The organism is Streptomyces sp. NPDC004266 (assembly GCF_042874095.1).
Classification (GTDB): domain Bacteria; phylum Actinomycetota; class Actinomycetes; order Streptomycetales; family Streptomycetaceae; genus Streptomyces.
The window spans coordinates 224,605-245,825 of record NZ_JBIAMM010000006.1 but is presented as its reverse complement, the minus strand read 5'-3'; the positions used below and the strand labels follow the sequence as shown (position 1 = coordinate 245,825).

The following is a 21,221-nucleotide window of genomic DNA, read 5'->3' as shown; positions in this document are numbered from 1 at the left end:
CGCGGGCGGCGCCCCCCGGGGGGGGGGCGGGGGGGCGGGGGGGCGGGGGGCGGGCGGGGGGGGGGGGCCCCCCCCCGGGCCCGGCCCGGTGTCGCGGTGAGGATCAGGCGATGTCGAACCGGTCCAGGTTCATCACCTTGTCCCACGCCGACACGAAGTCCTTCACGAACTTCTCCTTCGCGTCGTCGCTCGCGTAGACCTCGGCCAGCGCGCGCAGTTCGCTGTTGGAGCCGAAGACCAGGTCGGCGCGGCTGCCCGTCCACCTGACCTCGCCGGTGACCGTGTCACGGCCCTCGAACGTGGTCTGGTCGGCGGAGGTGGACTTCCACTCCGTGCCCAGGTCCAGCAGGTTGGCGAAGAAGTCGTTCGTCAGCTTGCCGGGCGTCTCGGTGAGGACGCCGAGCGAGGACTGCGGCTGGGTCACGCCCAGGGCGCGCAGACCGCCGACGAGGACGGTCAGCTCGGGCGCGCTCAGGGTGAGCAGGTTCGCCTTGTCGATGAGCAGGTACTCGGCCGGCAGGCGGTTGCCCTTGCCCAGGTAGTTGCGGAAGCCGTCCGCGGCGGGCTCCAGGGCGGCGAAGGACTCGACGTCCGTCTGCTCCTGGGCGGCGTCCACGCGGCCCGGGGTGAAGGGCACCTCGACGGTGTGACCGGCGTCCGCGGCGGCCTTCTCCACGGCCGCGACGCCCGCGAGGACGACGAGGTCGGCGAGGGAGACCTGCTTCCCGCCGGTCTGGGCGGAGTTGAAGGACTCCTGGACGCCCTCCAGGACGCGCAGCACCTGCGCCAGCTCGTCCGGGTTGTTGACCTCCCAGTTGCGCTGCGGCTCCAGGCGGATGCGGCCGCCGTTGGCGCCACCGCGCTTGTCGCTGCCGCGGAAGGAGGAGGCGGCGGCCCAGGCGGCGGAGACCAGCTGCGTGACCGTGAGGTCCGAGCCGAGGATCTTCTCCTTGAGCGAGGCGATGTCGGCGGCGTCGACGAGCTCGCCCGAACGCTCCGGCAGCGGGTCCTGCCAGAGGAGCACCTCGGACGGGACCTCGGAGCCGAGGTAGCGCACGATCGGGCCCATGTCGCGGTGGGTGAGCTTGTACCAGGCGCGGGCGAAGGCGTCCGCGAACTCCTCCGGGTTCTCGTAGAAGCGCCGGGAGATCTGCTCGTAGACCGGGTCGAAGCGGAGCGACAGGTCGGTGGTGAGCATCGTCGGGAGGTGCTTCTTCTCCGGGTCGTACGCGTCCGGAATGATCGCCTCGGCGTCCTTCGCGACCCACTGGTGGGCGCCGGCCGGGCTCTTGGTGAGCTCGTAGTCGTACTCGAAGAGGTTCTTGAAGAAGCCGTTGCCCCACTGGGTCGGCGTCGTGGTCCAGGTGACCTCCAGGCCGGAGGTGATGGCGTCGGGGCCCTTGCCGGAGCGGAAGGTGCTCTTCCAGCCGAGGCCCTGGTCCTCCAGGGCGGCGGCCTCCGGGTCCGCGCCGACGTGGTCCGCCGGACCGGCGCCGTGCGTCTTGCCGAAGGTGTGGCCGCCGGCGATGAGGGCGACGGTCTCCTCGTCGTTCATCGCCATCCGGCGGAAGGTCTCGCGGATGTCGCGGGCCGCGGCGATCGGGTCCGGATTGGCGTTGGGGCCCTCCGGATTGACGTAGATGAGGCCCATCTGCACGGCGCCGAGCGGGTTCTCCAGCTCGCGGTCGCCGGTGTAGCGCTCGTCGCCGAGCCAGGTGGTCTCCGGGCCCCAGTAGACGTCCTCGTCGGGCTCCCACACGTCCGCGCGGCCACCGGCGAAGCCGAAGGTCTCGAAGCCCATCGACTCCAGGGCGACGTTGCCCGCGAGGATCATGAGGTCGGCCCAGGAGATGCTCTGGCCGTACTTCTTCTTCACCGGCCACAGCAGGCGGCGCGCCTTGTCCAGGTTGCCGTTGTCCGGCCAGCTGTTCAGCGGCGCGAAGCGCTGCTGGCCGGCGCCGGCGCCGCCCCGGCCGTCGCTGATGCGGTAGGTGCCGGCGCTGTGCCAGGCCATGCGGACCATGAAGGGGCCGTAGTGGCCGAAGTCGGCGGGCCACCAGTCCTGCGAGGTGGTCAGGACCTCGGCGATGTCCTGCTTCACGGCCGGCAGGTCGAGGCCCTGGAAGGCCTCCGCGTAGTCGAAGTCCTCACCGAGCGGGTTGGCCACGGCGGGGTTCTTGGCGAGGATCTTCAGGTTCAGCCGGTTCGGCCACCACTGGCTGTTGCCGCCGCCCTGGGTGGGGTGGGCGGCACGCCCGTGCGCGACGGGGCAGCCGCCGGCGCCCTCCACCTTCGGGTCGGTGACGATCGCTTCGTGGTTCTCAGACATGCGAATCCTTCCGGACATGGCGGATCACTGTGCTCAGGAAGTGCGTTTCGGCGGACGGGCCTGGCGCGGGTGACACGTGTGCTTCTCCCCGCCGTGCTGGAGTCTTCCTGTCCCTTGGCCATTTACGAAACCGATCCTACAATGGACGTTGTCCAAGTCAAGAAGAACCCCAATTCTGCCTATGTCTCCGAGGTGAAACATGAGTGACCTGCTGGAGCGCCTGCGCGCGCGCGGCTGGCGGATGACGTCCCAGCGCCGCGTGGTCGCGGAGGTCCTGGCCGGGGAGCACGTGCACCTCACGGCGGACGAGGTCCACGCGCGCGCGGTGGAGCGCCTGCCGGAGATCGCGCGGGCGACGGTCTACAACACCCTCGGTGAACTGGTCGCCCTCGGGGAGGTCGTGGAGCTCTCCATGGACGGGCGGGCCAAGCGCTACGACCCGAACGCGCACCGCTCGCACCAGCACCTGGTCTGCTCGGGCTGCGGGATCATCCGCGACGTCCGCCCCTCGGGGGACCCGCTCGTGGTTCTCCCGCCCACGGAGCGGTTCGGCTTCGAGGTCTCGAAGGCGGACGTGGTCTACCGGGGGCGCTGCCCGGACTGCGCCTGAGCGCGGTGACACGACAGGAGCCCTCCACCGACCGGTGTCGGTGGAGGGCTCCTGTCGTGACCCGCGTCGGAGAGGACCGCGGGGAACCGCCGGGGACTACTTCAGGACGGCGAGCGCCTCGTCGTAGCTGGGCTCGTCGGCGATCTCGCCCACGAGCTGCGCGTGCAGCACCGTGTCGTTCTCGTCGAGGACGACGACGGCGCGGGCCGTCAGGCCGGCGAGCGGCCCGTCCGCGATCTCCACGCCGTAGTTGGTGTGGAACTCGCGGCCGCGGAGCGTCGAGAGGTTCTTGACGTTCTCCAGGCCCTCGGCGCCGCAGAAGCGGGCCTGGGCGAAGGGGAGGTCGGCGGAGATGCAGAGGACGACCGTGTTGTCCAGCTGCCCGGCCTTCTCGTTGAAGGCACGGACGGAGGAGGCGCACGTCGGCGTGTCGACGCTCGGGAAGATGTTGAGGACCTTGCGCAGGCCGGCGAAGTCCTTCAGCGTCTTGTCCGCCAGCCCCTCGGCGACGAGCGTGAAGTCGGGGGCCTGGCTGCCGGGGGCCGGCAGAGCGCCGTTGACCTGCACGGGGCTGCCCTTCAGCGTGACCTGGGCCATGGGATCTCCTTCAGACGTATGAGTGGCAACGGGGGGAATCGTACGGAAGGCGGGCCCGCCCCGACGACACGGGCCGCCGTGACGCTCCCTGAAGGATTCACAACCTTGAACGGTGGATCCTTGCTGGTGGGGGTGGTGAGCCGTGCCTGAGGCCGATCAGACGTGAACGCCCCTTCTTGACGCCACTGGTTCAGACCTTTAGGTTCCAGCCTCGACAACCGTCACTCGTTCACGTACGTGAATTAGGGGTAGCCTCATGACTAGATGGTTCACCGCCCCCCTCGTCCTCGCCGGCCTCCTGGCCGCACTCGTCGCCACCCCCGGAGCCGGCCGCGCCGAAGCCGCCCCGGCCGCGTTCGTCCACCCCGGCGTCCTGGTCTCCCGGGGGCAGCTCGACTTCACCCGGGAGAAGGTCCTCGCCGGGGCGCAGCCCTGGAAGGGCGCCTTCGACCAGATGACGGTGAGCAAGTACGCCTCGCTCGCCCGGGTCCCCAAGCCCCGGGCGGTCGTCGAGTGCGGCTCGTACTCGAACCCGAACTACGGCTGCACCGACGAACGCGAGGACGCCCTCGCCGCGTACACGCTCTCCCTCGCCTGGTACGTCACCCGCGACAGCCGGTACGCCGAGAAGGCGATCGAGATCATGGACGCCTGGTCCGGCGTGATCACCGACCACACCAACTCCAACGCGCCCCTCCAGACCGGCTGGGCCGGCTCCTCCTGGCCGCGGGCAGCCGAGATCATCCGGTACACCTACACCGGCTGGCCGCAGGCCCGCGTCGACCGCTTCAAGGGCATGCTGAGGAACGTCTACCTCCCCGAGGTGGCCAACGGCTCCCAGTCCAACGGCAACTGGGAGCTCAGCATGACCGAGGCGGCCATCGGGATCGCCGTCTTCCTGGAGGACCGCGCCGCCTACGACAAGGCCGTCGCCAAGTTCCGCGGCCGCGTCCCCGCGTACATCTACCTCACGGGCGACGGCGCCCTGCCGAAGGCCGCGCCGGGCAGCGGGCTCGACACCCGCGACGAGCTCGTCCGGTACTGGCAGGGACAGACCACCTTCGTCGACGGCCTCACCCAGGAGACCTGCCGCGACCTCACCCACACCGGCTACGGGCTGTCCGCGATCTCGCACATCGCCGAGACGAGCCGCATCCAGGGCCAGGACCTCTACCCCGAGGTCGCCGACCGGCTGCGCCACGCCCTCGGCCTCCAGGCCAGGTACGAACTCGGCGAGCCCGTCCCGTCCTGGCTCTGCGGCGGCACCCTCAAGGACCGCCTCGGACCCGTCACCGAGGTCGGCTTCAACGCGCTGCACGGTCGCATGGGGTACGCCATGACGAACACCCAGAAGCTCACCGAGGGGGGCCGGCCCGCGGGCACGAACAACCTCTTCGTCGCCTGGGAGACCCTCACCCACGCGGCCAACCCCCGCTGAAGCCAAGGGAGTCGGAAGGGGCGTCACGCGTCTTGACGACCCCTTCCCTCACTCCTTAAATCATGAGGGCGGCAAAGTGGACCGTCCCGCCGCACCCCCCACAGCCGACGGAAGAGAACCCCCATGACCTCCTCCCGCTCACGACTGCGCTCACGACTGCGCCCCCTGTCCTCCGCCATGACGGCCCTCGCCCTCGCCCTGGCCGTCGCGGCGCTCGGCCCGGCCGCCCAGCCGCGTGAAGCGCTCCGGCCCGTGGCCGGGACCGCCGCCGTCACCTTCTCCGACGACTTCGACGGCCCCGCGGGCTCCGCCGTCGACGGCACGCGGTGGCAGACCGAGACCGGCGACAACGTCAACAACCACGAGCGCCAGTACTACACGGCCGGCAACGCCAACGCCGCGCTCGACGGACAGGGCCACCTGGTGATCACCGCCCGCAAGGAGAACCCGGGCAACCACCAGTGCTGGTACGGGCGCTGCGAGTACACCTCCGCCCGGCTCAACACCGCCGGCAGGTTCACCACGAGGTACGGGCACGTCGAGGCCCGCATGAAGGTGCCGCGCGGCCAGGGCATGTGGCCCGCCTTCTGGATGCTCGGCGACGACATCGGCCAGGTCGGCTGGCCGAACTCGGGCGAGATCGACGTCATGGAGAACGTCGGCTTCGAACCGTCCACCGTGCACGGCACCCTGCACGGCCCCGGCTACTCCGGCTCCGGAGGCATCGGCGCCGCCCACACCCTGCCCGGCGGACAGGCCTTCGCCGACGCCTTCCACACCTTCGCCGTGGACTGGTCGCCCAACCTGATCAAGTGGTCCGTGGACGGGACGGTCTACCAGACCCGCACGCCCGCCGACCTCGGCGGCCGGACCTGGGTCTTCGACAAGCCCTTCTTCCTCATCCTCAACCTCGCCGTCGGCGGCTACTGGCCCGGCGACCCGGACGGCTCCACCGTCTTCCCCGCCCAACTCGTCGTCGACCACGTCCGCGTCACCACCGCCGACGCCCCGGCCACCGCCGGACCGATCACGGGCATCGGCGGCAAGTGCGTCGACGTGGCCGGCGCGAACACCGCGAACGGCACTCCCGTCCAGCTCTACGACTGCAACGGGACCGCCGCCCAGCAGTGGACCCTCGCGGCCGACGGAACCGTCCGCGCGCTCGGCAAGTGCCTCGACGTGACCTCCGCCGGCACGGCCGACGGCACCCCCGTCCAGCTGTGGGAGTGCAACGGCACGGGTGCCCAGCGCTGGACCACGGGCTCCGCCCGGGACGTGGTGAACCCGCAGTCCGGCAAGTGCCTGGACGCCACCGGCAACAGCTCCGCCAACGGCACCAGGCTCCAGATCTGGACCTGCTCCGGAGGCGCCAACCAGAAGTGGACGGTGACCCGTTGACGTGACGTCGGCTTCAGCCCCGACCCGCCGGGAAGCGGGACGGCGGCGTGCCGAACGTCCGCGTGAACGCGGCCGTGAACGCGGCCGGAGAGGCGTACCCGAGCCGGCCCGACACCTCGGTGACGGTCGCGGCGCGCAGCAGGGGCACGGCCGCGAGGAGCCGGGCACGGGACCGCCAGACGGCCGGGCTCTCGCCCGTCTCCGCGCGGAAGCGCCGGGTGAACGCCCGCTCGCTCAGGGCGGACCTGGCCGCCCAGTTGGTGTTGGTGACGGCGGCGTCCGGAGCCGCCAGGTACTCCCGGCACAGCGTCGCGAGGTCGCCGGAGGCGGGGATCGCGACGTGGAAGGGGAGCGGGGAGCGCGCGGCGATCTCGTGCAGCAGCAGCGTCGCGATGACGCCCTCCCGCCCCGACAGGCCGTAGTCGGGCGGGAACTCGACCGCCGCGAGCAGCAGTTCGCGCAGCAGCGGCGGCACGTCCACCACCGTGCAGCGGGCCGGCCACCACGGAACGGCGCCCGGCTCCACGTACAGGCTGCGGGTGCTCACCCCCAGCATCCGGACCCGGTGCGGGGTGGCGGCCGGGATCAGGACCGCCCGCTCGGGCGGGACCGTCCACGTGCCGTCGGCGGTCTCGACGACCATGACGCCGGTCGCCCCGTAGAGGAACTGCGCCCGCCGGTGCTCGTGCCAGTCCAGGACCTGCCCCGCCGCGTAGTCGGTGCCGATCGGCAGCACCGCCCGGTCCAGGTGGTCGACGTCGTCCAGCGGGATGTTCCTCACCGGGTCACCGTACCGGCCGGGACGCGAAGGAATCCCGCCGACCATCGCATGCGGGAACCCCGGACCACCTGGTGATCTTGAGCCATGGACGTGGTGACGCTGATGGCGATCGGGCTCCTCACCGGAGCGACGACGGTGCTGTTCGGGTTCGGCGGCGGGTTCGTGGCGGTCCCGGTCGTGGTGTGGGCGGACGCCGCCCTCGGCACGGCGGCCCTGCCGGTGGCCACCGCCACCTCGGCCCTGGTGATGGTGGTGAACGCGGCCTTCGCCACGGCCGTCACCCCGCGGCCCGTGCTCCTCGCCCTGCGCGGCAGCGGCGCGCTGCTGCCGCTGCTCGCGGCGGGCGCCTGCGCCGGGGCGTACGCGTCCCGCTTCGCCCCGCCGGCCCTCGCCCGCTGGGCGTTCGTCGCGTACACCGCCCTGACCGCCCTCGACCTGCTGCTGCGCCCCGGCTTCCTCCGCACCGCGACCCCGCCGGGCGCGCGGCCGGCGCGGGCCCCGCGGCCGCTGCCGGCCGGCGCCGGCGCCCCCATCGGCGCCGTCGCCGCCTTCCTCGGCGTCGGCGGCAGCGTGATGACCGTCCCCGCCCTGCGCCGGGCCGGTCACCCCATGCGGATCGCGACCGCGCTGGCCAACCCGCTCACCCTCGCCGTGGCGCTCCCGGCCGTCGTGGTATCCCTCGCCGCCTCCCCGCCCCGGGCCGCCGCCGCGACCGGCGCAGGCCTGGTCGGGCTGGTCGATCCGTACGCGGCGGGAGCACTGCTCCTGGGCGCCCTGCCGGTCATCGCCGTCCTCCGCCGCCGCCCGCCCCGGATCCCGGACCGGGTCCACGCGTGCGCGTACCTCGCGCTGCTCGGCCTGGTGGCCCTCGCGATGCTCCTCACCGGCGGCTGAGCCCGCCCGGCGGGCGGGGCGGGGGAGCCGGGGCGTCGCCGGACACCCGGGGAGCCGCCGCGCCGTGCGCCCGCGCTCGCCGGACGGCCGAATGCCGCGCCCGGGTCGGGCGAATCCAGGGCTTCGGGGGTGGTGCGGTGAGCCGGCGGTGGTACGTCGATGGCCATGCAGCCAGGCACACCCCCGACGGTCTCCCCCTTCCTCCGCACGGCCGCCGCCTACGCGTGGCGGCTGCTCGCCGTCGGCCTCCTCGTCTACAGCCTGTTCGCGGTGCTCGGGCGCTTCCACGAGATCGGGGTGGCCGTCTTCCTGGGCCTGGTGATCACCGCGCTGCTCCGGCCCGTCGCCGACCTGGTCGCCCGGCTGCTGCCCCGCCCGCTGGCCGTCGGCCTCACCCTGATCGGCAGCATCCTGCTCGTCCTCGGGGTGCTCGCGCTGGTCGGCGAGGCGGTCGCGGGGGAGCGGACGACGCTCGTGCGCGAGTTCCGGGCGGGCGTCGGGCGGATCGAGGACTGGCTGGAGCGGCCGCCGTTCCGCCTCGACCCCGGGACGCTCTCCGACCTCCAGGCCAAGATCGGGGACTACCTCTCCAGCCACCGGTCGGCCCTGCTCAGCACGGCGGTGAGCGGAGCCGGCCACGTCGTCGCCGTCCTCACCACACTGGCCCTCGGCCTGTTCTCCTCGGTGTTCTTCATCCACTCGGGGGACCGGCACTGGTCCTGGTTCCAGGAACAGCTGCCGAGATCGGTGCGCGGCCGGGTGGGCATCGGGGGGCGCGCGGCCTGGAGCACCTTCACCGGCTACACGCACGGCATCGTCCTGGTGGCCGGGACGAACGCCGTCCTCGTCGGCATCGCCCTCTGGGCCCTCGGGGTCCCGCTGGCGGTGCCCCTCGCCCTCCTGGAGTTCTTCGCCGCCTTCGTCCCGCTCATCGGCTCGCCGATCGCCCTCGCGATCGCCGCCGTCGTGGCCCTCGCCTCGAAGGGGCCGCTGGTGGCGGGCATCGTCATCGCCCTGATCGTGGTCATCGGTCAGATCGAGGGGCACCTGCTCCATCCGCTGGTCATGAGCTGGGCGGTACGGCTCCACCCGCTGGTGGTGGCCATCTCGGTCGTCGCGGGCTCGATCGCCGCGGGTGTCGTGGGTGCGGTGGTGGCGGTGCCGCTGGTGTCGGTGGCGTGGGCGGTCCGCACGGCGCTCCGGGACGCGCGCACCTGAGTCCGCCCGCGCGGGGGGTCTTGCGCCGGAGGGACGGCCTCTCTACTCTCCCCGCCAATGGTTAGGAATATTTCCTAACGATCGCCCATGGAGGGAAAGGGAGTTGACATGCGTCGACGAAGCGTCTCGCTTCTCGGGCTCGCGGGTCTGCTGGCGTTGCCCCTGACGGTCATGCCGCAGGCGCAGGCCGCCGACGGCCTGGTGTCCGGGGGGAAGACGGCGACGGCCTCGTCCGTCGAGACCTCGGCCTTCGGGCCGGGCCTCGCGGTGGACGGCAGCACGGCCACCCGCTGGGCGAGCGCCGAGGGGGTCGACCCGCAGTGGATACGGATCGACCTCGGCGCGAACCACACGATCTCCCGGGTGAAGCTCGACTGGGAGGCCGCGTACGGCAAGGCGTACCGCATCCAGACCTCCGCCGACGGGTCGACCTGGACCGACCTCTACTCCACCACCGCCGGTGACGGCGCGACCGACGACCTCACGGTCTCCGGCAGCGGCCGGTACGTCCGGATGTACGGCACGGGCCGCGGCACGCCGTACGGCTACTCCCTCTGGGAGTTCCAGGTGTACGGCGCGCCCACCGGCACCGGCGGGGGCGGCGGCCCGGCCGTCCCCTTCGGCAGCCACCTCAAGCCCTACGCCGCCGGCATCCTGAAGCCCTCCGGCACGCAGTCCGCCCTCGACCAGAAGGTCGTCGACTACTACAACCGGTGGAAGGCCGCCTTCGTCCGGCAGAACTGCGGCAACGGCTGGTACCAGATCATCTCGCCCGACGCCGACCACCCCTACGTCGCCGAGGCCCAGGGCTACGGCATGGTCGTCACCGCCACCATGGCGGGCGCCGACCCGGACGCCAAGAAGATCTTCGACGGCCTCGTCAAGTGGAAGATCGACCACCCCTCCTCGGTCAACCCGAACCTCCTGGCCGCCGAACAGGACACCGCCTGCAAGAGCGTCAACGGCGGGGACGGCGCCACCGACGGGGATATGGACGTGGCCTACGGCCTGCTCCTCGCCGACAAGCAGTGGGGCAGCACCGGCACGTACAACTACAGGGACCTCGCGCTCAAGCACATCGCCGCCATCAAGAAGGACGAGGTCAACCCGACCACCAAACTCCTGAAGCTCGGCGACTGGAGCAGCTCGGGCGACCAGTACTACTACATCTCCCGCACCTCGGACTGGATGGTCGACCACTTCCGCGCCTTCCGCGCGGCCTCGGGCGACACCACCTGGGACGCGGTGCGCAGCGCCCACCAGACGCAGATCTCCCGCCTCCAGTCCACGTACGCCTCCGGGACCGGCCTCCTGCCCGACTTCGTCGTCGACACCGACACCACGCCCAAGCCCGCCCCCGGGGAGGTCCTGGAGGACCCGAACGACGGCGCCTACTGGTGGAACGCCTGCCGTACGCCCTGGCGCATCGCCGACGACGCGGTGACCAGCGGCGACGCCACGTCCCTCGCCGCCGCCCGGAAGCTCAACGGCTGGATCAAGACGAAGACCGGCGGCGACCCGAACAAGATCGCCGTCGGCTACAAGCTCAACGGCACCCAGATCTCCTCGGGCAGCGAGGCCGCCTTCTTCGCCCCGTTCGCGGTGGCGGCGACGACCGACCCCGGCAGCCAGGCCTGGCTGGACGCCCTGTGGAACAAGATGCTGGCGACCCCGGTCGACACGAGCAGCTACTTCTCGGCCAGCATCCAGCTCCAGGTCATGATCACGGTCTCAGGCAACCACTGGGTCCCGTAGCGGGGCGTCCGGCCGCACGGACAGGGCCCTGAGATAGCCGCTCAGGGCAGCGGCCGTACCCGCCAGCGGGAAACGGGCACCGAGCTGCCCGTCGGGACGGACGACGAGACCGGTGGCGCCGTCGGGGAGGTAGAGGCGACGGAACTCCCCGGCGGCGTCGCGGTACACGGGCACGGACGGGTCACCGGGGCCGGCGGAGTCGTCCGCGCCGGCCGCGAGGATCACGACGGCCGGGAGGCCGCCCGTCGCCCGCGCCGCCGCGGCGGCCCCGGCCAGCTCGGCCCCGTCCGACCCGTACAGCAGCACCACGTGCCCCGCGCGGCGCCGCAGGACGTCGAGGAGCCGCAGCGGATAGGCGGCGACCGGCGTGGTCAGACCCGCGCAGTCCGGGGCCCGGTCGCCCGGCTGGGGCGCCTCCTCGGGGCCGTACGGAACACCGGAGAGCGGACCGCCCCGGTAGCCGACGAGCAGTTGCGCCTCACGCAGGAGCAGCGTCTCCCGGTCCTCCGGGTCGGCCTCGATCCCCCGTACGGCGTGCCGCACGGTCCGGCCCACGACCTCCTCGCCGACCGGACGCTGCTCGGCGTCGTACGTGCCGAGCAGCGCGGGCTCCGCCTCGCGCCGCACCACGAGGGCGAGCTTCCACGCCAGGTTGCAGGCGTCCTGCACACCGGTGTTCATGCCCTGGGCGCCGGTGGGCGGGTGGATGTGCGCCGCGTCCCCGGCCACGAAGACCCGTCCCCGGCCGTAGTGGTCGACGATCCGGTGGCTGACGCGGAAGACGGAGGACCACCGCAGTTCCGACAGCCGCGCCGGGCGAGGCGCGAGCCGGTCGACGACGGCCTGGAGGTCGGCGAGCCCGGGGGACGGGCCGTTCTGCGGGCCGTGGGCCACCCCGTCCGGGGCCTCCGGGGACGCGCCGGACGTCCCGGAGAGGTTCGGCGGGAGCCTCATCGACATCCGGTAACGCCCCTCCCCCGGCAGGGGGATGCACACCAGCACGTCACCGGGGGAACCGTCGGCGGCCCGGTGACCGGAGCGGATGCCGTAACCGGCGGGCATGTCCCAGTCGGCCACGACGTCGCCGAGCATGTACTCCTCCGGGAACGCGCCGCCTCCGTAGGACAGGCCCAGCGTCTTCCGGACGACGCTGTGCGCGCCGTCGCAGCCGATCAGGTAAGGGACCCGCAGCTCCTCGTCGGCGCCCGTCGTCGTGCGCAGCCGCGCCGTGACCCCGTCCCGGTCCTGGGTGAACGAGACCAGTTCCGTGCCGCGCTCGATCACCGTCCCCATGCGGGCGACGTACTGTTCGAGGAGCCGTTCCGTCTCGTACTGGGGCAGCGCGGCGAAGCCGTAGGGCACCTCGGGCGGCATCGCGAGCTCGATGCGGCCCTGCTCGCGCCCGTCCAGGTAGGTCAGCTGGCCGCGCAGCGGCACGGCGGCCTCGAGCACGTCCCTGACCAGGCCCATCCGGTCCCAGAGCTCCAGGGTGCGCGGCTGGATCCCGACGGCCTTCGCGTACGGGAGACGGGCGGGCAGCCGGTCGACGAGCCGGCAGTGCACGCCGTGCCGGCGCAGCTCGGCGGCCGCGCTCAGGCCGACCGGGCCCGCGCCCACGACCAGGACGTCGGTGCTGCTCCGATGGTGCGCCACGTGTGCCTCCAGCACTGGCCGGCCCCGACAGGTCTCCGCGTCCCATGGTCACCCGCGGCCGGCGGGTCGGCGAGCGATACGGCCGTCCGGCCGAGGGACGGGCGGCAGGCGGTACGGCCTTCCGGCCGTGAGGCCGACCCGTGAGGCCGCCGGTGGGAGACCGGCGGTGGGAGGCGCGGGGCCGACGGCGAGCGGTGTGCGGTCCTCCGGGTACGGGGCCGACCGGCGGGGGTGTCGGTCGGGAGCGGTACTGTCGCGGCCATGCCGTCACCGATCACCCCCACCGCCCGACCGCAGGCCCCCTCGACGGAGGTTCCCGACGCGCGGCCCGTCGGCGAGCGGCTCGCCGACGGGCGGCAGGACGGCGCGGAGCTCAGCCCCGCCCCGCCCCCGACGGCCCCCGCGCCGCCGGTCACGGGCCCCGGCGGACCGTCCTCGGCCGAACTCCGGGCGTGGGGCCGGGGCCAGGGCTTCGACGTACCGGACCGCGGCCGCCTGCCGAGCGAGCTCCTGCGCGCGTGGGAAAGGGCCACCGAAGAGGCGGGGGAGCGCGCCGAATGATCGCGGAACTGCTGCCGGACGCCGTCGCCTCCGCCTGGCGGCGCGACGACACGGAGACCGTCGCGCTCTTCCCCGAGGAAGCCGCCGCCGTCGCCCGCGCGGTCGTCGGGCGGCGGCGCGAGTTCGCCACCGTACGGCTGTGCGCGCGGCTCGCTCTGCGCCGCCTCGGCCTCCCCGAGACGCCGCTCCCGCCGGGCACGCGCGGAGAGCCGCGCTGGCCGCACGGCGTGGCCGGAAGCATGACGCACTGCGCGGGATACCGGGCCGCGGCCCTGGCCAGGACCACGGACGTCCTGTCGATCGGCATCGACGCGGAACCGGCCGCCCCCCTGCCCGAAGGGGTCCTGGAGGGCGTTGCGCTGCCCGGGGAGCAGCACCGTCTGGAGACGCTGACCGCCCGCACGCCGGAAGTCCCCTGGGACCGGCTGCTGTTCAGCGCCAAGGAGAGCGTCTTCAAGACCTGGTACCCGCTGACCCGCAGGGAGCTCGGATTCGACGAGGCGTCGATCGACTTCGAGCGGACCCCGTCCCCGGCCGGTCCGGGCCCGCAGCCGTCGGCGCACACGGGCACGTTCACCGCCCGGCTCCTCGTCCCGGGCCCGGTGACCGGCGGCGTCCGGCGGGACCACTTCACCGGACGCTGGCTCGTGCGCGAGGGAGTGGTGCTCACCGCGATCGCCCTGTCCCGGTAGCCCCGCGGTGCGCCGCACGGGGACCGGGCGTCCCGGCGCGGGGAACCGGGCGGCGCCGTCCGGCGTCCGTCCCGGCATGAGCGAGACGCCGTCACGGGAAGCGTGGGACCGGACCGAGAGCGCCGTCGGCTGCCTGTTCGCCGTCGTCGGCGTCACGGTGGCGGGTGCCTTCGCGCTGCCCCGGGCCGCGTACAGCATCGACGGCGGCTTCGAGGCGCAGGCACGGGACTGGGGAGTGATCCTCGTCGATCTGCCGCTGATCCTCTTCGCCGGTCTGGTCGTCCCTCCGCTGACCTGGGCGGCGGCCAACAGACGGCTCCGGCCGTGGACGGCGGCGCTCGTCTGCGTGGCCGTCGCCGGACTCGCGCTGTGGGGTCTCGCGACCTGGTGGCATCCGCCGCAGAACCCGAATCCCAGGTACGGGCCCGCCATCTGACGGGCTGTCGACACGGGGTAGCGTGCCCCCGGGGGTCGCCTCGCCCGAGGCGGCCGCGACCGGCGAGAGGGAGAGCAGCCCATGACGCGGGAGCACACGGACCACACCCCGGGAACGATCGTCTCCCGCCCCGTGGGCCACGTCGTCGGCGGGCGGGGCGAGGTGCGGGACGACGAATGGGGGGACGTCGAGTCGGTCGTCCGCCTCGACGCGGAGGCCTTCGGCCCCGAGGCGCTGGCCGGCCTGGACGCCTTCTCCCACCTGGAGGTCGTCTACCACTTCGACAGGGTGGGCCCCGAGGCCGTGGAGACCGGGGCCCGGCACCCGCGCGGCAACGAGGAGTGGCCGCTGGTCGGGATCTTCGCCCAGCGCGGCAAGAACCGCCCCAACCGCCTCGGCGTCTCCCGCTGCCGCCTGATCCGCACGGACGGACTGGACCTCCACGTGCGGGGCCTGGACGCTGTCGACGGCACGCCGGTCCTCGACATCAAGCCGTACATGACGGAATTCGGCCCCCAGGGCCCCACCACGCAGCCCGCCTGGGCCGACGAGATCATGCGCCACTACTACTGAACCGGAGCGTGCCCCACGGCCCCGTCGCGCGACGCGGCGCCCGTGCGGCGGGCGCCGAACGCCCCTACCGGGCCCGGGAAGGGCCCGCCTGGGTCCTCGGTCTCGCGGCGCGCGCCACCACCAGGAGGAAGAGGCCGCACGCCGCCACGACGAGCCAGCCCGGGCGGGTCGCCGCGGGGAGGCCGGCCGGGTCGGTGCCCGCGACCAGTCCGCCGGCGACGGCGATGCCGACCGCCACGCCGACCTGGCGCGAGGTGGAGGTGATCGCCCCCGCCACCCCGGCCCGGGACGGCGGCAGGCCGCCGACCGCGGTGTTCGTCAGGGGGGCGTTGGCGAAGCCGAAGCCGATGCCGATCAGCAGGAAGGCGAGCAGGATCCGCGGCACGCCCGTGTCCCCGTCCAGGCCCGTGAGGCAGAGACCGCCGGCCGCGGTGAACCCGCCCGCGAGGAGCAGCGGGCGCCGGGGCCCGACGCGGCCCACCAGGACGCCGGACCAGGGCGCGCACAGCGTGGCGCCGAGCGCCATGGGCAGGGTCGCGGCGCCGGCCGCGAGCGGTGTCCAGCCGCGGGCCTGCTGGAGGTAGAGGGTGCTGAGCAGCAGGGTCATGTTGAGGGCCACGAAGACCGCCGTCGCGCCGAGCACCGCCGTGACGAACGGCGGGCGGCGGAACAGGCCGAGGTCCATCAGGGGCTCCTCGCGCCGGATTTCGACCCGGACGAAGCCGGCCGTGGCCGCCGCGGTCAGCGCGTAACCGGTGAGGGCCGTGGGTGACGTCCAGCCGATGCGGGGGCCTTCGATGAGGAGGCCGACGGTGAGGAAGAGCACCAGGGTGAGGAGCAGTTGGCCGGGCAGGTCGAGACGGCGGGCGCGCTCTCCGCGGGACTCCGGCACGAACAGGGCGACCAGGACGAGGGCGAGGACCACCACCGGCGCGTTGATCCAGAACACCGAGCGCCAGCCGAACGCGGCGATGAGCGCCCCGCCGGTGACCGGGCCCGCCGCCATGCTCAGTCCGAAGACCGAGGCCCAGACGCCGATCGCGCGGGCCCGCTCGCGGGGGTCGGGCATCGCGTTCACCACGATCGCCAGCGCCACCGGACTCAGCATCGAAGCGCCGATCCCCTGGACGCCCCTGGCCGCCACCAGCACGCCGAGCGACGGGGCGAGGGCGCACACGAGGGAGGCCAGGCCGAAGACGAGCAGTCCGCACCGGAAGACCCGGCGGCGCCCGAAGCGGTCGGCGAGGGCGCCGGAGACGATGAGCAGACTGGCCATGACCACCGTGTACGCGTCCACGACCCATTCGAGACCGCGGGTGCCCACGTCGAGGCCCCGGCCGATCTCGGGCAGTCCCACGTTGACGATGGTGGCGTCGACGCCCACCAGGAACATGCTGAGCGCGCAGACCGCCAGCACCGTCCAGCGCCGGCGCGAGCTCAGCGGGGCGGGTGGAGCGGCGGTCAGGGATGGCGTGGGCATGTGTTCCCCCTTCGACGGAACCGGTCCGACGGGACCGGGCGACGCCCAGACTCGGTCCGGGGGAAGGCGAGTGGCAAAGAAGTTTGCGGATATCGCAAAACGCGCACGGAAGGGAGGAGGGGAGCGCACGTGAGGGGCGGCGCGCGTGCTCACACGGCGGTGAAGAGGTCCCCGGGCGCGTCGTCGAGCACGAAGCCGCCGTCGAAGCGGACGCGGACCGTCAGACGGCGGGTCCGTTCCCGGTGGGCGGTCCACGCCGGCTCCAGCGAGCCGACCTGCTCCTCCAGTTGCCGCCTGCTGCCCGGAGGCATCTGGTGTCCGAAGTCGTCGAGGAGCGACTTGAGCCGCTCGTACTCACGGACCTCCTGGCTCTGCGGCCGGTCCTCGTCGACGCGCTCGACGGTGCCCTCGACGCCCGCGGCCAGGGCCAGGAACCCCGCCCCGGACCCCTCCTCCGCCGGGTCCTCGCCCGCCGGGACCACCCGGCCCAGCCGGAGGTCCACCGCCAGCCTCACCCGCAGGCCCTCTTTCAGCGTCATCGGTCCTTCGTCTCCACGGTGGTCGGGGCTGCCATTATCCGGCCCTGAGGCCGTACCGGTCACCCCGTGGCCCCGTACGGGTGGACTCGCCGCGCACGCGCCGGACCGGAGTGCCGCCGCCCCGGCTCCCGGTGGTGATGATGCCCCTCCTGAGCCCGTGACCCCGAGCTCGTGACCCGGAAGAGGCACTCCCGACATGCGACGCACCCCCTCCCGCCGGCTGTTCGCCGCGACGCTGCTCGTGGCGTCCCTGCTGGCCCCCGTGACGGCCACGCCCGCCGCCGCCGTCCACGCCGTGAGCGGCGGCGCGGCCGTCGGGCACGGCGAGGACGACTGCCCGCCCGGCGGACTCGGCCCCGAACTCACCGCCCGGCTCGACCGCGCCATCGAGGACGTCCGCAAGCAGGCCGGGATCCCCGGCGTCGCCGTCGGCCTGTGGATGCCCGGCAGGGGGAGCTACGTCCGCGCGACCGGCGTCGCCGACAAGGTCACCGGCGAGCCGATGACCACCGACGGCTTCGTCCGCATCGGCAGCGAGACCAAGACCTTCACGGTCACCGCCCTCCTGGAGCTCGTCGACGACCACCGGATCCGCCTCGACGACCCCATCGCCCGCTACGTCCACGGAGTGCCGAACGGCCGCCGGATCACCCTGCGCCACCTCGCCGAGATGCGCAGCGGCCTCTTCCCGTACACCTCCGACCCCGACTTCATCCACGACCTGCTCAGCGACCCGCAGCGCTCCTTCACCCCGGAGGAGGCGCTCGCGTACGGCTTCAAGCACAAGAACACCTTCAAGCCGGGCGCGCGGTTCGAGTACTCGAACAGCAACCTGGTGCTGCTCGGCCTGGTGGTGGAGAAGGTCAGCGGCCTGCCGCTGACCGAATTCCTCCGCGACCGCGTGCTCCGCCCCGCCCGCCTGCGCCACACCTTCCTCCCCACCGGCCCGGAGTTCCCCGAGCCGCACCCCCGCGGCTACACGGACCAGACGCTCAGCGGCGCGGTCGTGGACTCCACCGACTGGAACCCCAGCTGGGCCTGGGCGGCCGGGGCGATGATCTCCGACCTGCACGACCTGCGCCGCTGGGCGAAGGTCCTCGCCACCGGCGAGCTGCTCAGCCCCGGGACGCAGGCGCAGCGGCTCAAGACGCTGCCGACCGGCCACCCCGGCCTCGGCTACGGCCTCGGCATCTTCGACGCCAACGGCTGGATCGGGCACAACGGCTCGATTCCGGGGTACGAGACGGTGACGGTCCACCTGCCCGAGCGGGACGCCACGCTCGTCATCATGATCAACACGGACATCACCAGCCAGGGCCAGGAGCCGTCCACCCCGCTCGCCCGCGCGATCACCTCGATCGTCACCCCGGACCACGTCTACGACCGCGTGGTCCAGCCCCGCTAGGGAGCGTCCGACACCCCCCAGGGGGTGTCGATCGAGGCCGTCTGCCGGAAACTGGGGGGAAGAGGTGGTCTCGCCGAGCGGTACGAGGAGGTGGGCCGGTGTCCGACGACGCCGACGACAGTACAGGGGAGCGGCCGCCCCCCGGCGCCCGGTTCGCCGTCCGGGCCCGGCCCGGCACGCCCGACGCGGTGGTCGTCCTCGAACTGGGCGGAGAGCTCGACCACGACACGGCCGGCCCGCTGCGCCGGGCGCTGGACGAATGCGCCCGGGCCCGGCGGGTCGTCGTGGACTGCTCCGGCCTGACCTTCTGCGACTCGACCGGCCTGAACGAGCTGTTGCGGGCCCGTGTGCGCCTGCGGGAGACGGGCGGGTTCCTGGACCTCGCCGGACTCCACCCGCCGGTGGACCGGATGTTCGACATCACCGGGGCCCGGACGGTCTTCCGGGTGTACGCGGACGCGGCCGAGGCGCTGGCCGACGAGGACGCCCGCACGCGGGACGGGGGAGACGCCCATGCCTGACGGCGGCGGTGGCCCCCCGAACCAGATCCGCAGGCTGGTGCTGCACGGGACGCGGGGCGTCGTCTCGCGCTGCCGGGACTTCACGGCGCGGGCCCTGGCCGACTGGGGGTGGATCCCCCCGGACAGCGAGGAGGCGGAGGAGCGGGTCGAGGACGTCCTGCTCCTCGTGTCGGAGGTCGTCACCAACGCCTGCCTGCACGCCGGCGGCCCCGAGGAGCTCGTCCTGCGGCACGGGGAGGGGAGACTGCGCGTCGAGGTGTACGACGCCAGCCCGGAGCATCCGCGGGTGCGGGTGCCCCGGTCCCCCGCGCTGCCCGGAGGGCACGGCCTGATGGTCCTGGACCTGCTCGCCGGTGACTGGGGCAGCCGGGACAAGGGGCCGGGAGCCGTGGGCAAGGTGGTCTGGCTGGAGGTCGAGCGCCCGCCGGGAAGGAAGCGGGACGAACCGGATTAGACCCGGAGGGGCAGGGCAGGCGCCGGACGCGGGGGCAGTGGCATCCGGACGGAGAGGAGCGGGTCATGCCGCGCGGATCGAACGCCAAGCGGGAGCGGCAGTACGAGCACATCAAGGAGAGTGCTCTGGACCGGGGCGAGAGCGAGGAGCGCGCCGAGGAGATCGCCGCGCGCACGGTGAACAAGGAGCGGGCGCGGGCCGGCGAGTCGAAGACCGCGAGCAAGAGCTCGACGCAGGACATGTCCTCCTCGCGCCGCGGCGGCAAGCGCTCGCACAGCGGCTCGGAGGGCCCGACCTACGACCAGCTCTACGCCGAGGCCCAGCGCCGCAACATCCACGGCCGCTCCTCGATGGACAAGGCCGGACTGAAGCGGGCCCTGGGCGAGTAGGGAGATCCCCGGGGCGGCCGTCGGGCCCCGGGCCGCTCAGCGGGCCCGGGGCCGCTCCGGAGGAGGCCCCACGACGCCCCGGACGACGCCGAGGTCCACCAGGTCCTGGGGGCGCAGCCGCAGCTGGTCGGCGGTGGTCGCGGCCTCCTCGGGCGCCCGTTTGAGGATGGCGACGGCGGCCTCGGGCGCGATGACGGAGAAGTAACCGTCCGGCGCGGCCCAGGTGTTGCCCGGCGCGGCGAGCGCCAGGGCGCCGCCGGAACCGCCCTCGCCGATGAGCAGCGAGGTGAGCGGGGTGCGGGCGGAGGCGACGGCGGCGAACAGGTCTGCGATCGCCGTCCCCGCGCCCGCGCGCTCCGCCGCAGGGTCGTTGGCGGCGCCCGGGGTGTCCACCAGGGTGAGCACCGGGATGCCGAGGCGGTCGGCCAGGCGCACCAGGCGGGCCGCCGTGCGGAAGCCGGCCGGACGGGTCGCGGTGCCGCACTGGGCCGCGTAGGCGACGGTACGGCCGTCGGGGAGCCGCCCGAAGCCGCACCGCACGCCCGGGTCGACGCCCCCGCAGCGGTCGCCGGAGATCTCCTCGCGCAGGGTGAAGTGGGCGTCGAGGTAGGCGGCGGCCCGGGGCCGGTCCGGACGCCGGGCGCGCGCCACGGCCTCCCGGCCGCTCGCGGAGGGCGGCGCCGCCGGGTCGCCCAGGGCGTACGGCGGGGGCACCGGGCCCTCGGCGGGCCGGACGAGCAGCGACAGCCAGCGCCCGAGCGTCTCGCGCAGCCCCGCGGGCGGCACGATCGCGTCGAGGTGGCCGTGGGCGAGCTGCGCCTCGGCGGTGTACGCGGCCGGGTCCGCGTCCGGCGGCCGTACGCGGGAACCGGCGAAGCCGACCTGGGCGCCGGGCAGGGCGAGGACGACGTCGGAACCGGCGCCGAGCGTGGCCCAGCCGCCGCCCGTGGTCGGATCCCGCAGGACGGCGATCTGCGGCAGCCCCGCGGCCCGGGTGGCCTCCGACTCGCGGGCCAGCGACTGGAGTTGCAGGAGGGCGCGCATGCCCTCGTGCATCCGGCTGCCGCCGGTGGCCGGGAGGACGACCACGGGCAGTCGCCGTGCCCGGGCCAGGGCGTGCGCGGCGGCGGCCCGCGCACCCGTCCGCTCCCCGAGGGACCCGCCGAGGAAGCGGAACTCGAAGGAGATCAGCACCGCCGTCACGCCGCCCACCACGCCCGTGCCGCAGACCACCGACTCGGTCTCGCCGGTGCGCTCGGCGGCGCGGGCGTGCGCGGCGGAGTAGCCGGGCCAGCCGATCGGCCCGTCACCGGTCAGAGGGCCTTCCGCGAAGGGGAGTTCGCTGAAGTCGTCGGTGACGAGGGCGATCGCCTCGCGTGCCGTCGTCGGGTCGCTCATGCGGGCCTCGCCGCTCGTCGCCGGAGTGTACGGACGGGATGGTGCGGTGCTCGGGTGCCTGCGGTGCTCGGGTGCCTGCGGTGCCGCGTGGTGTCGCCCC

21 protein-coding genes are annotated in these 21,221 nt (G+C 73.7%); 14 read left to right on the top strand and 7 right to left on the bottom strand.

Annotation, left to right across the window (positions count from 1 at the left end; genetic code table 11):
• Positions 1–103: 103 nt before the first annotated feature.
• Complete coding sequence (gene katG, locus ACFYUZ_RS17200; RefSeq protein ID WP_389309886.1) at positions 104–2,329, bottom strand: catalase/peroxidase HPI; 2,226 nt, start codon at positions 2,327–2,329, stop codon at positions 104–106.
• A 199-nt stretch (positions 2,330–2,528) separates the two neighbouring features.
• On the opposite strand from katG, the gene ACFYUZ_RS17195 reads away from it, so the two are divergent.
• Positions 2,529–2,939, top strand: coding sequence for a Fur family transcriptional regulator (locus tag ACFYUZ_RS17195; protein ID WP_389309883.1), 411 nt, complete (start codon positions 2,529–2,531; stop codon positions 2,937–2,939).
• 96 nt (positions 2,940–3,035) lie between these two features.
• Here ACFYUZ_RS17195 and tpx read toward each other — a convergent pair whose 3' ends face one another.
• Positions 3,036–3,536 (bottom strand): thiol peroxidase, encoded by a 501-nt coding sequence (gene tpx / locus ACFYUZ_RS17190; protein WP_389309881.1) that lies wholly within the window; start codon positions 3,534–3,536, stop codon positions 3,036–3,038.
• Between the two features lie 256 nt (positions 3,537–3,792).
• On the opposite strand from tpx, the gene ACFYUZ_RS17185 reads away from it, so the two are divergent.
• The gene (locus ACFYUZ_RS17185; RefSeq protein WP_389309878.1) at positions 3,793–4,974 is read left to right on the top strand and encodes an alginate lyase family protein; all 1,182 of its coding nucleotides are present in this window, start codon (positions 3,793–3,795) and stop codon (positions 4,972–4,974) included.
• Between the two features lie 123 nt (positions 4,975–5,097).
• Positions 5,098–6,372, top strand: a complete 1,275-nt coding sequence (locus tag ACFYUZ_RS17180; protein ID WP_389309876.1) for an RICIN domain-containing protein — start codon at positions 5,098–5,100, stop codon at positions 6,370–6,372.
• A 13-nt stretch (positions 6,373–6,385) separates the two neighbouring features.
• On the opposite strand, the gene ACFYUZ_RS17175 is transcribed toward ACFYUZ_RS17180, so the two are convergent.
• A complete protein-coding gene (locus ACFYUZ_RS17175; RefSeq protein ID WP_389309874.1) occupies positions 6,386–7,153 on the bottom strand; it encodes an AraC family transcriptional regulator in 768 nt (255 codons plus the stop codon).
• 84 nt (positions 7,154–7,237) lie between these two features.
• Between ACFYUZ_RS17175 and ACFYUZ_RS17170 the strand changes: the two genes are divergently transcribed.
• The 3 genes from ACFYUZ_RS17170 (at position 7,238) to ACFYUZ_RS17160 (ending at position 11,020) form a co-directional block, all read left to right on the top strand.
• Positions 7,238–8,047 carry a TSUP family transporter gene (locus tag ACFYUZ_RS17170; RefSeq protein WP_389309872.1) on the top strand — a complete coding sequence of 270 codons (810 nt, stop codon included), beginning with the start codon at positions 7,238–7,240 and terminating at the stop codon, positions 8,045–8,047.
• 165 nt (positions 8,048–8,212) lie between these two features.
• Positions 8,213–9,265, top strand: coding sequence for an AI-2E family transporter (locus ACFYUZ_RS17165; protein ID WP_389310290.1), 1,053 nt, complete (start codon positions 8,213–8,215; stop codon positions 9,263–9,265).
• A gap of 108 nt (positions 9,266–9,373) precedes the next feature.
• Positions 9,374–11,020, top strand: coding sequence for a glycosyl hydrolase family 8 (locus ACFYUZ_RS17160; RefSeq protein ID WP_389309869.1), 1,647 nt, complete (start codon positions 9,374–9,376; stop codon positions 11,018–11,020).
• On the opposite strand, the gene ACFYUZ_RS17155 is transcribed toward ACFYUZ_RS17160, so the two are convergent.
• Positions 10,997–12,673, bottom strand: coding sequence for an FAD-dependent monooxygenase (locus ACFYUZ_RS17155; RefSeq protein ID WP_389309867.1), 1,677 nt, complete (start codon positions 12,671–12,673; stop codon positions 10,997–10,999). The genes ACFYUZ_RS17160 and ACFYUZ_RS17155 overlap by 24 nt on opposite strands.
• 261 nt (positions 12,674–12,934) lie before the next feature.
• On the opposite strand from ACFYUZ_RS17155, the gene ACFYUZ_RS17150 reads away from it, so the two are divergent.
• The 4 genes from ACFYUZ_RS17150 (at position 12,935) to ACFYUZ_RS17135 (ending at position 14,935) form a co-directional block, all read left to right on the top strand.
• Positions 12,935–13,234, top strand: coding sequence for a hypothetical protein (locus ACFYUZ_RS17150; protein ID WP_389309864.1), 300 nt, complete (start codon positions 12,935–12,937; stop codon positions 13,232–13,234).
• Entirely contained in the window at positions 13,231–13,926 is a 696-nt protein-coding gene (locus ACFYUZ_RS17145) for a 4'-phosphopantetheinyl transferase (RefSeq protein ID WP_389309861.1), read from the top strand. Before ACFYUZ_RS17150 ends, ACFYUZ_RS17145 begins: the two co-directional genes overlap by 4 nt.
• 76 nt (positions 13,927–14,002) lie before the next feature.
• Positions 14,003–14,362: a hypothetical protein gene (locus ACFYUZ_RS17140; RefSeq protein ID WP_389309859.1), complete on the top strand. Its 360-nt coding sequence runs from the start codon at positions 14,003–14,005 to the stop codon at positions 14,360–14,362.
• A gap of 81 nt (positions 14,363–14,443) precedes the next feature.
• Positions 14,444–14,935, top strand: coding sequence for an SAM-dependent methyltransferase (locus ACFYUZ_RS17135; RefSeq protein ID WP_389309856.1), 492 nt, complete (start codon positions 14,444–14,446; stop codon positions 14,933–14,935).
• A gap of 64 nt (positions 14,936–14,999) precedes the next feature.
• Here ACFYUZ_RS17135 and ACFYUZ_RS17130 read toward each other — a convergent pair whose 3' ends face one another.
• Together ACFYUZ_RS17130 and ACFYUZ_RS17125 are read right to left on the bottom strand one after the other, a co-directional pair.
• Positions 15,000–16,415, bottom strand: a complete 1,416-nt coding sequence (locus ACFYUZ_RS17130; protein ID WP_389309853.1) for an MFS transporter — start codon at positions 16,413–16,415, stop codon at positions 15,000–15,002.
• Positions 16,416–16,564: 149 nt separating this feature from the next.
• Entirely contained in the window at positions 16,565–16,954 is a 390-nt protein-coding gene (locus tag ACFYUZ_RS17125) for a hypothetical protein (protein ID WP_389309850.1), read from the bottom strand.
• A 196-nt stretch (positions 16,955–17,150) separates the two neighbouring features.
• Between ACFYUZ_RS17125 and ACFYUZ_RS17120 the strand changes: the two genes are divergently transcribed.
• The 4 genes from ACFYUZ_RS17120 (at position 17,151) to ACFYUZ_RS17105 (ending at position 19,723) form a co-directional block, all read left to right on the top strand.
• On the top strand, positions 17,151–18,359 hold the full coding sequence (locus tag ACFYUZ_RS17120; RefSeq protein ID WP_389309848.1) for a serine hydrolase domain-containing protein: 1,209 nt from the start codon (positions 17,151–17,153) through the stop codon (positions 18,357–18,359).
• Between the two features lie 98 nt (positions 18,360–18,457).
• Positions 18,458–18,880 carry an STAS domain-containing protein gene (locus ACFYUZ_RS17115; protein ID WP_389309845.1) on the top strand — a complete coding sequence of 141 codons (423 nt, stop codon included), beginning with the start codon at positions 18,458–18,460 and terminating at the stop codon, positions 18,878–18,880.
• Entirely contained in the window at positions 18,873–19,334 is a 462-nt protein-coding gene (locus ACFYUZ_RS17110; RefSeq protein ID WP_389309842.1) for an ATP-binding protein, read from the top strand. Before ACFYUZ_RS17115 ends, ACFYUZ_RS17110 begins: the two co-directional genes overlap by 8 nt.
• 65 nt (positions 19,335–19,399) lie before the next feature.
• Positions 19,400–19,723, top strand: a complete 324-nt coding sequence (locus tag ACFYUZ_RS17105) for a plasmid stabilization protein (RefSeq protein WP_389309840.1) — start codon at positions 19,400–19,402, stop codon at positions 19,721–19,723.
• Between the two features lie 36 nt (positions 19,724–19,759).
• Here the strand turns inward: ACFYUZ_RS17105 and ACFYUZ_RS17100 are convergent, their stop codons facing one another.
• Positions 19,760–21,121, bottom strand: a complete 1,362-nt coding sequence (locus tag ACFYUZ_RS17100) for a carboxyl transferase domain-containing protein (RefSeq protein WP_389309837.1) — start codon at positions 21,119–21,121, stop codon at positions 19,760–19,762.
• Positions 21,122–21,221 lie beyond the last annotated feature (100 nt).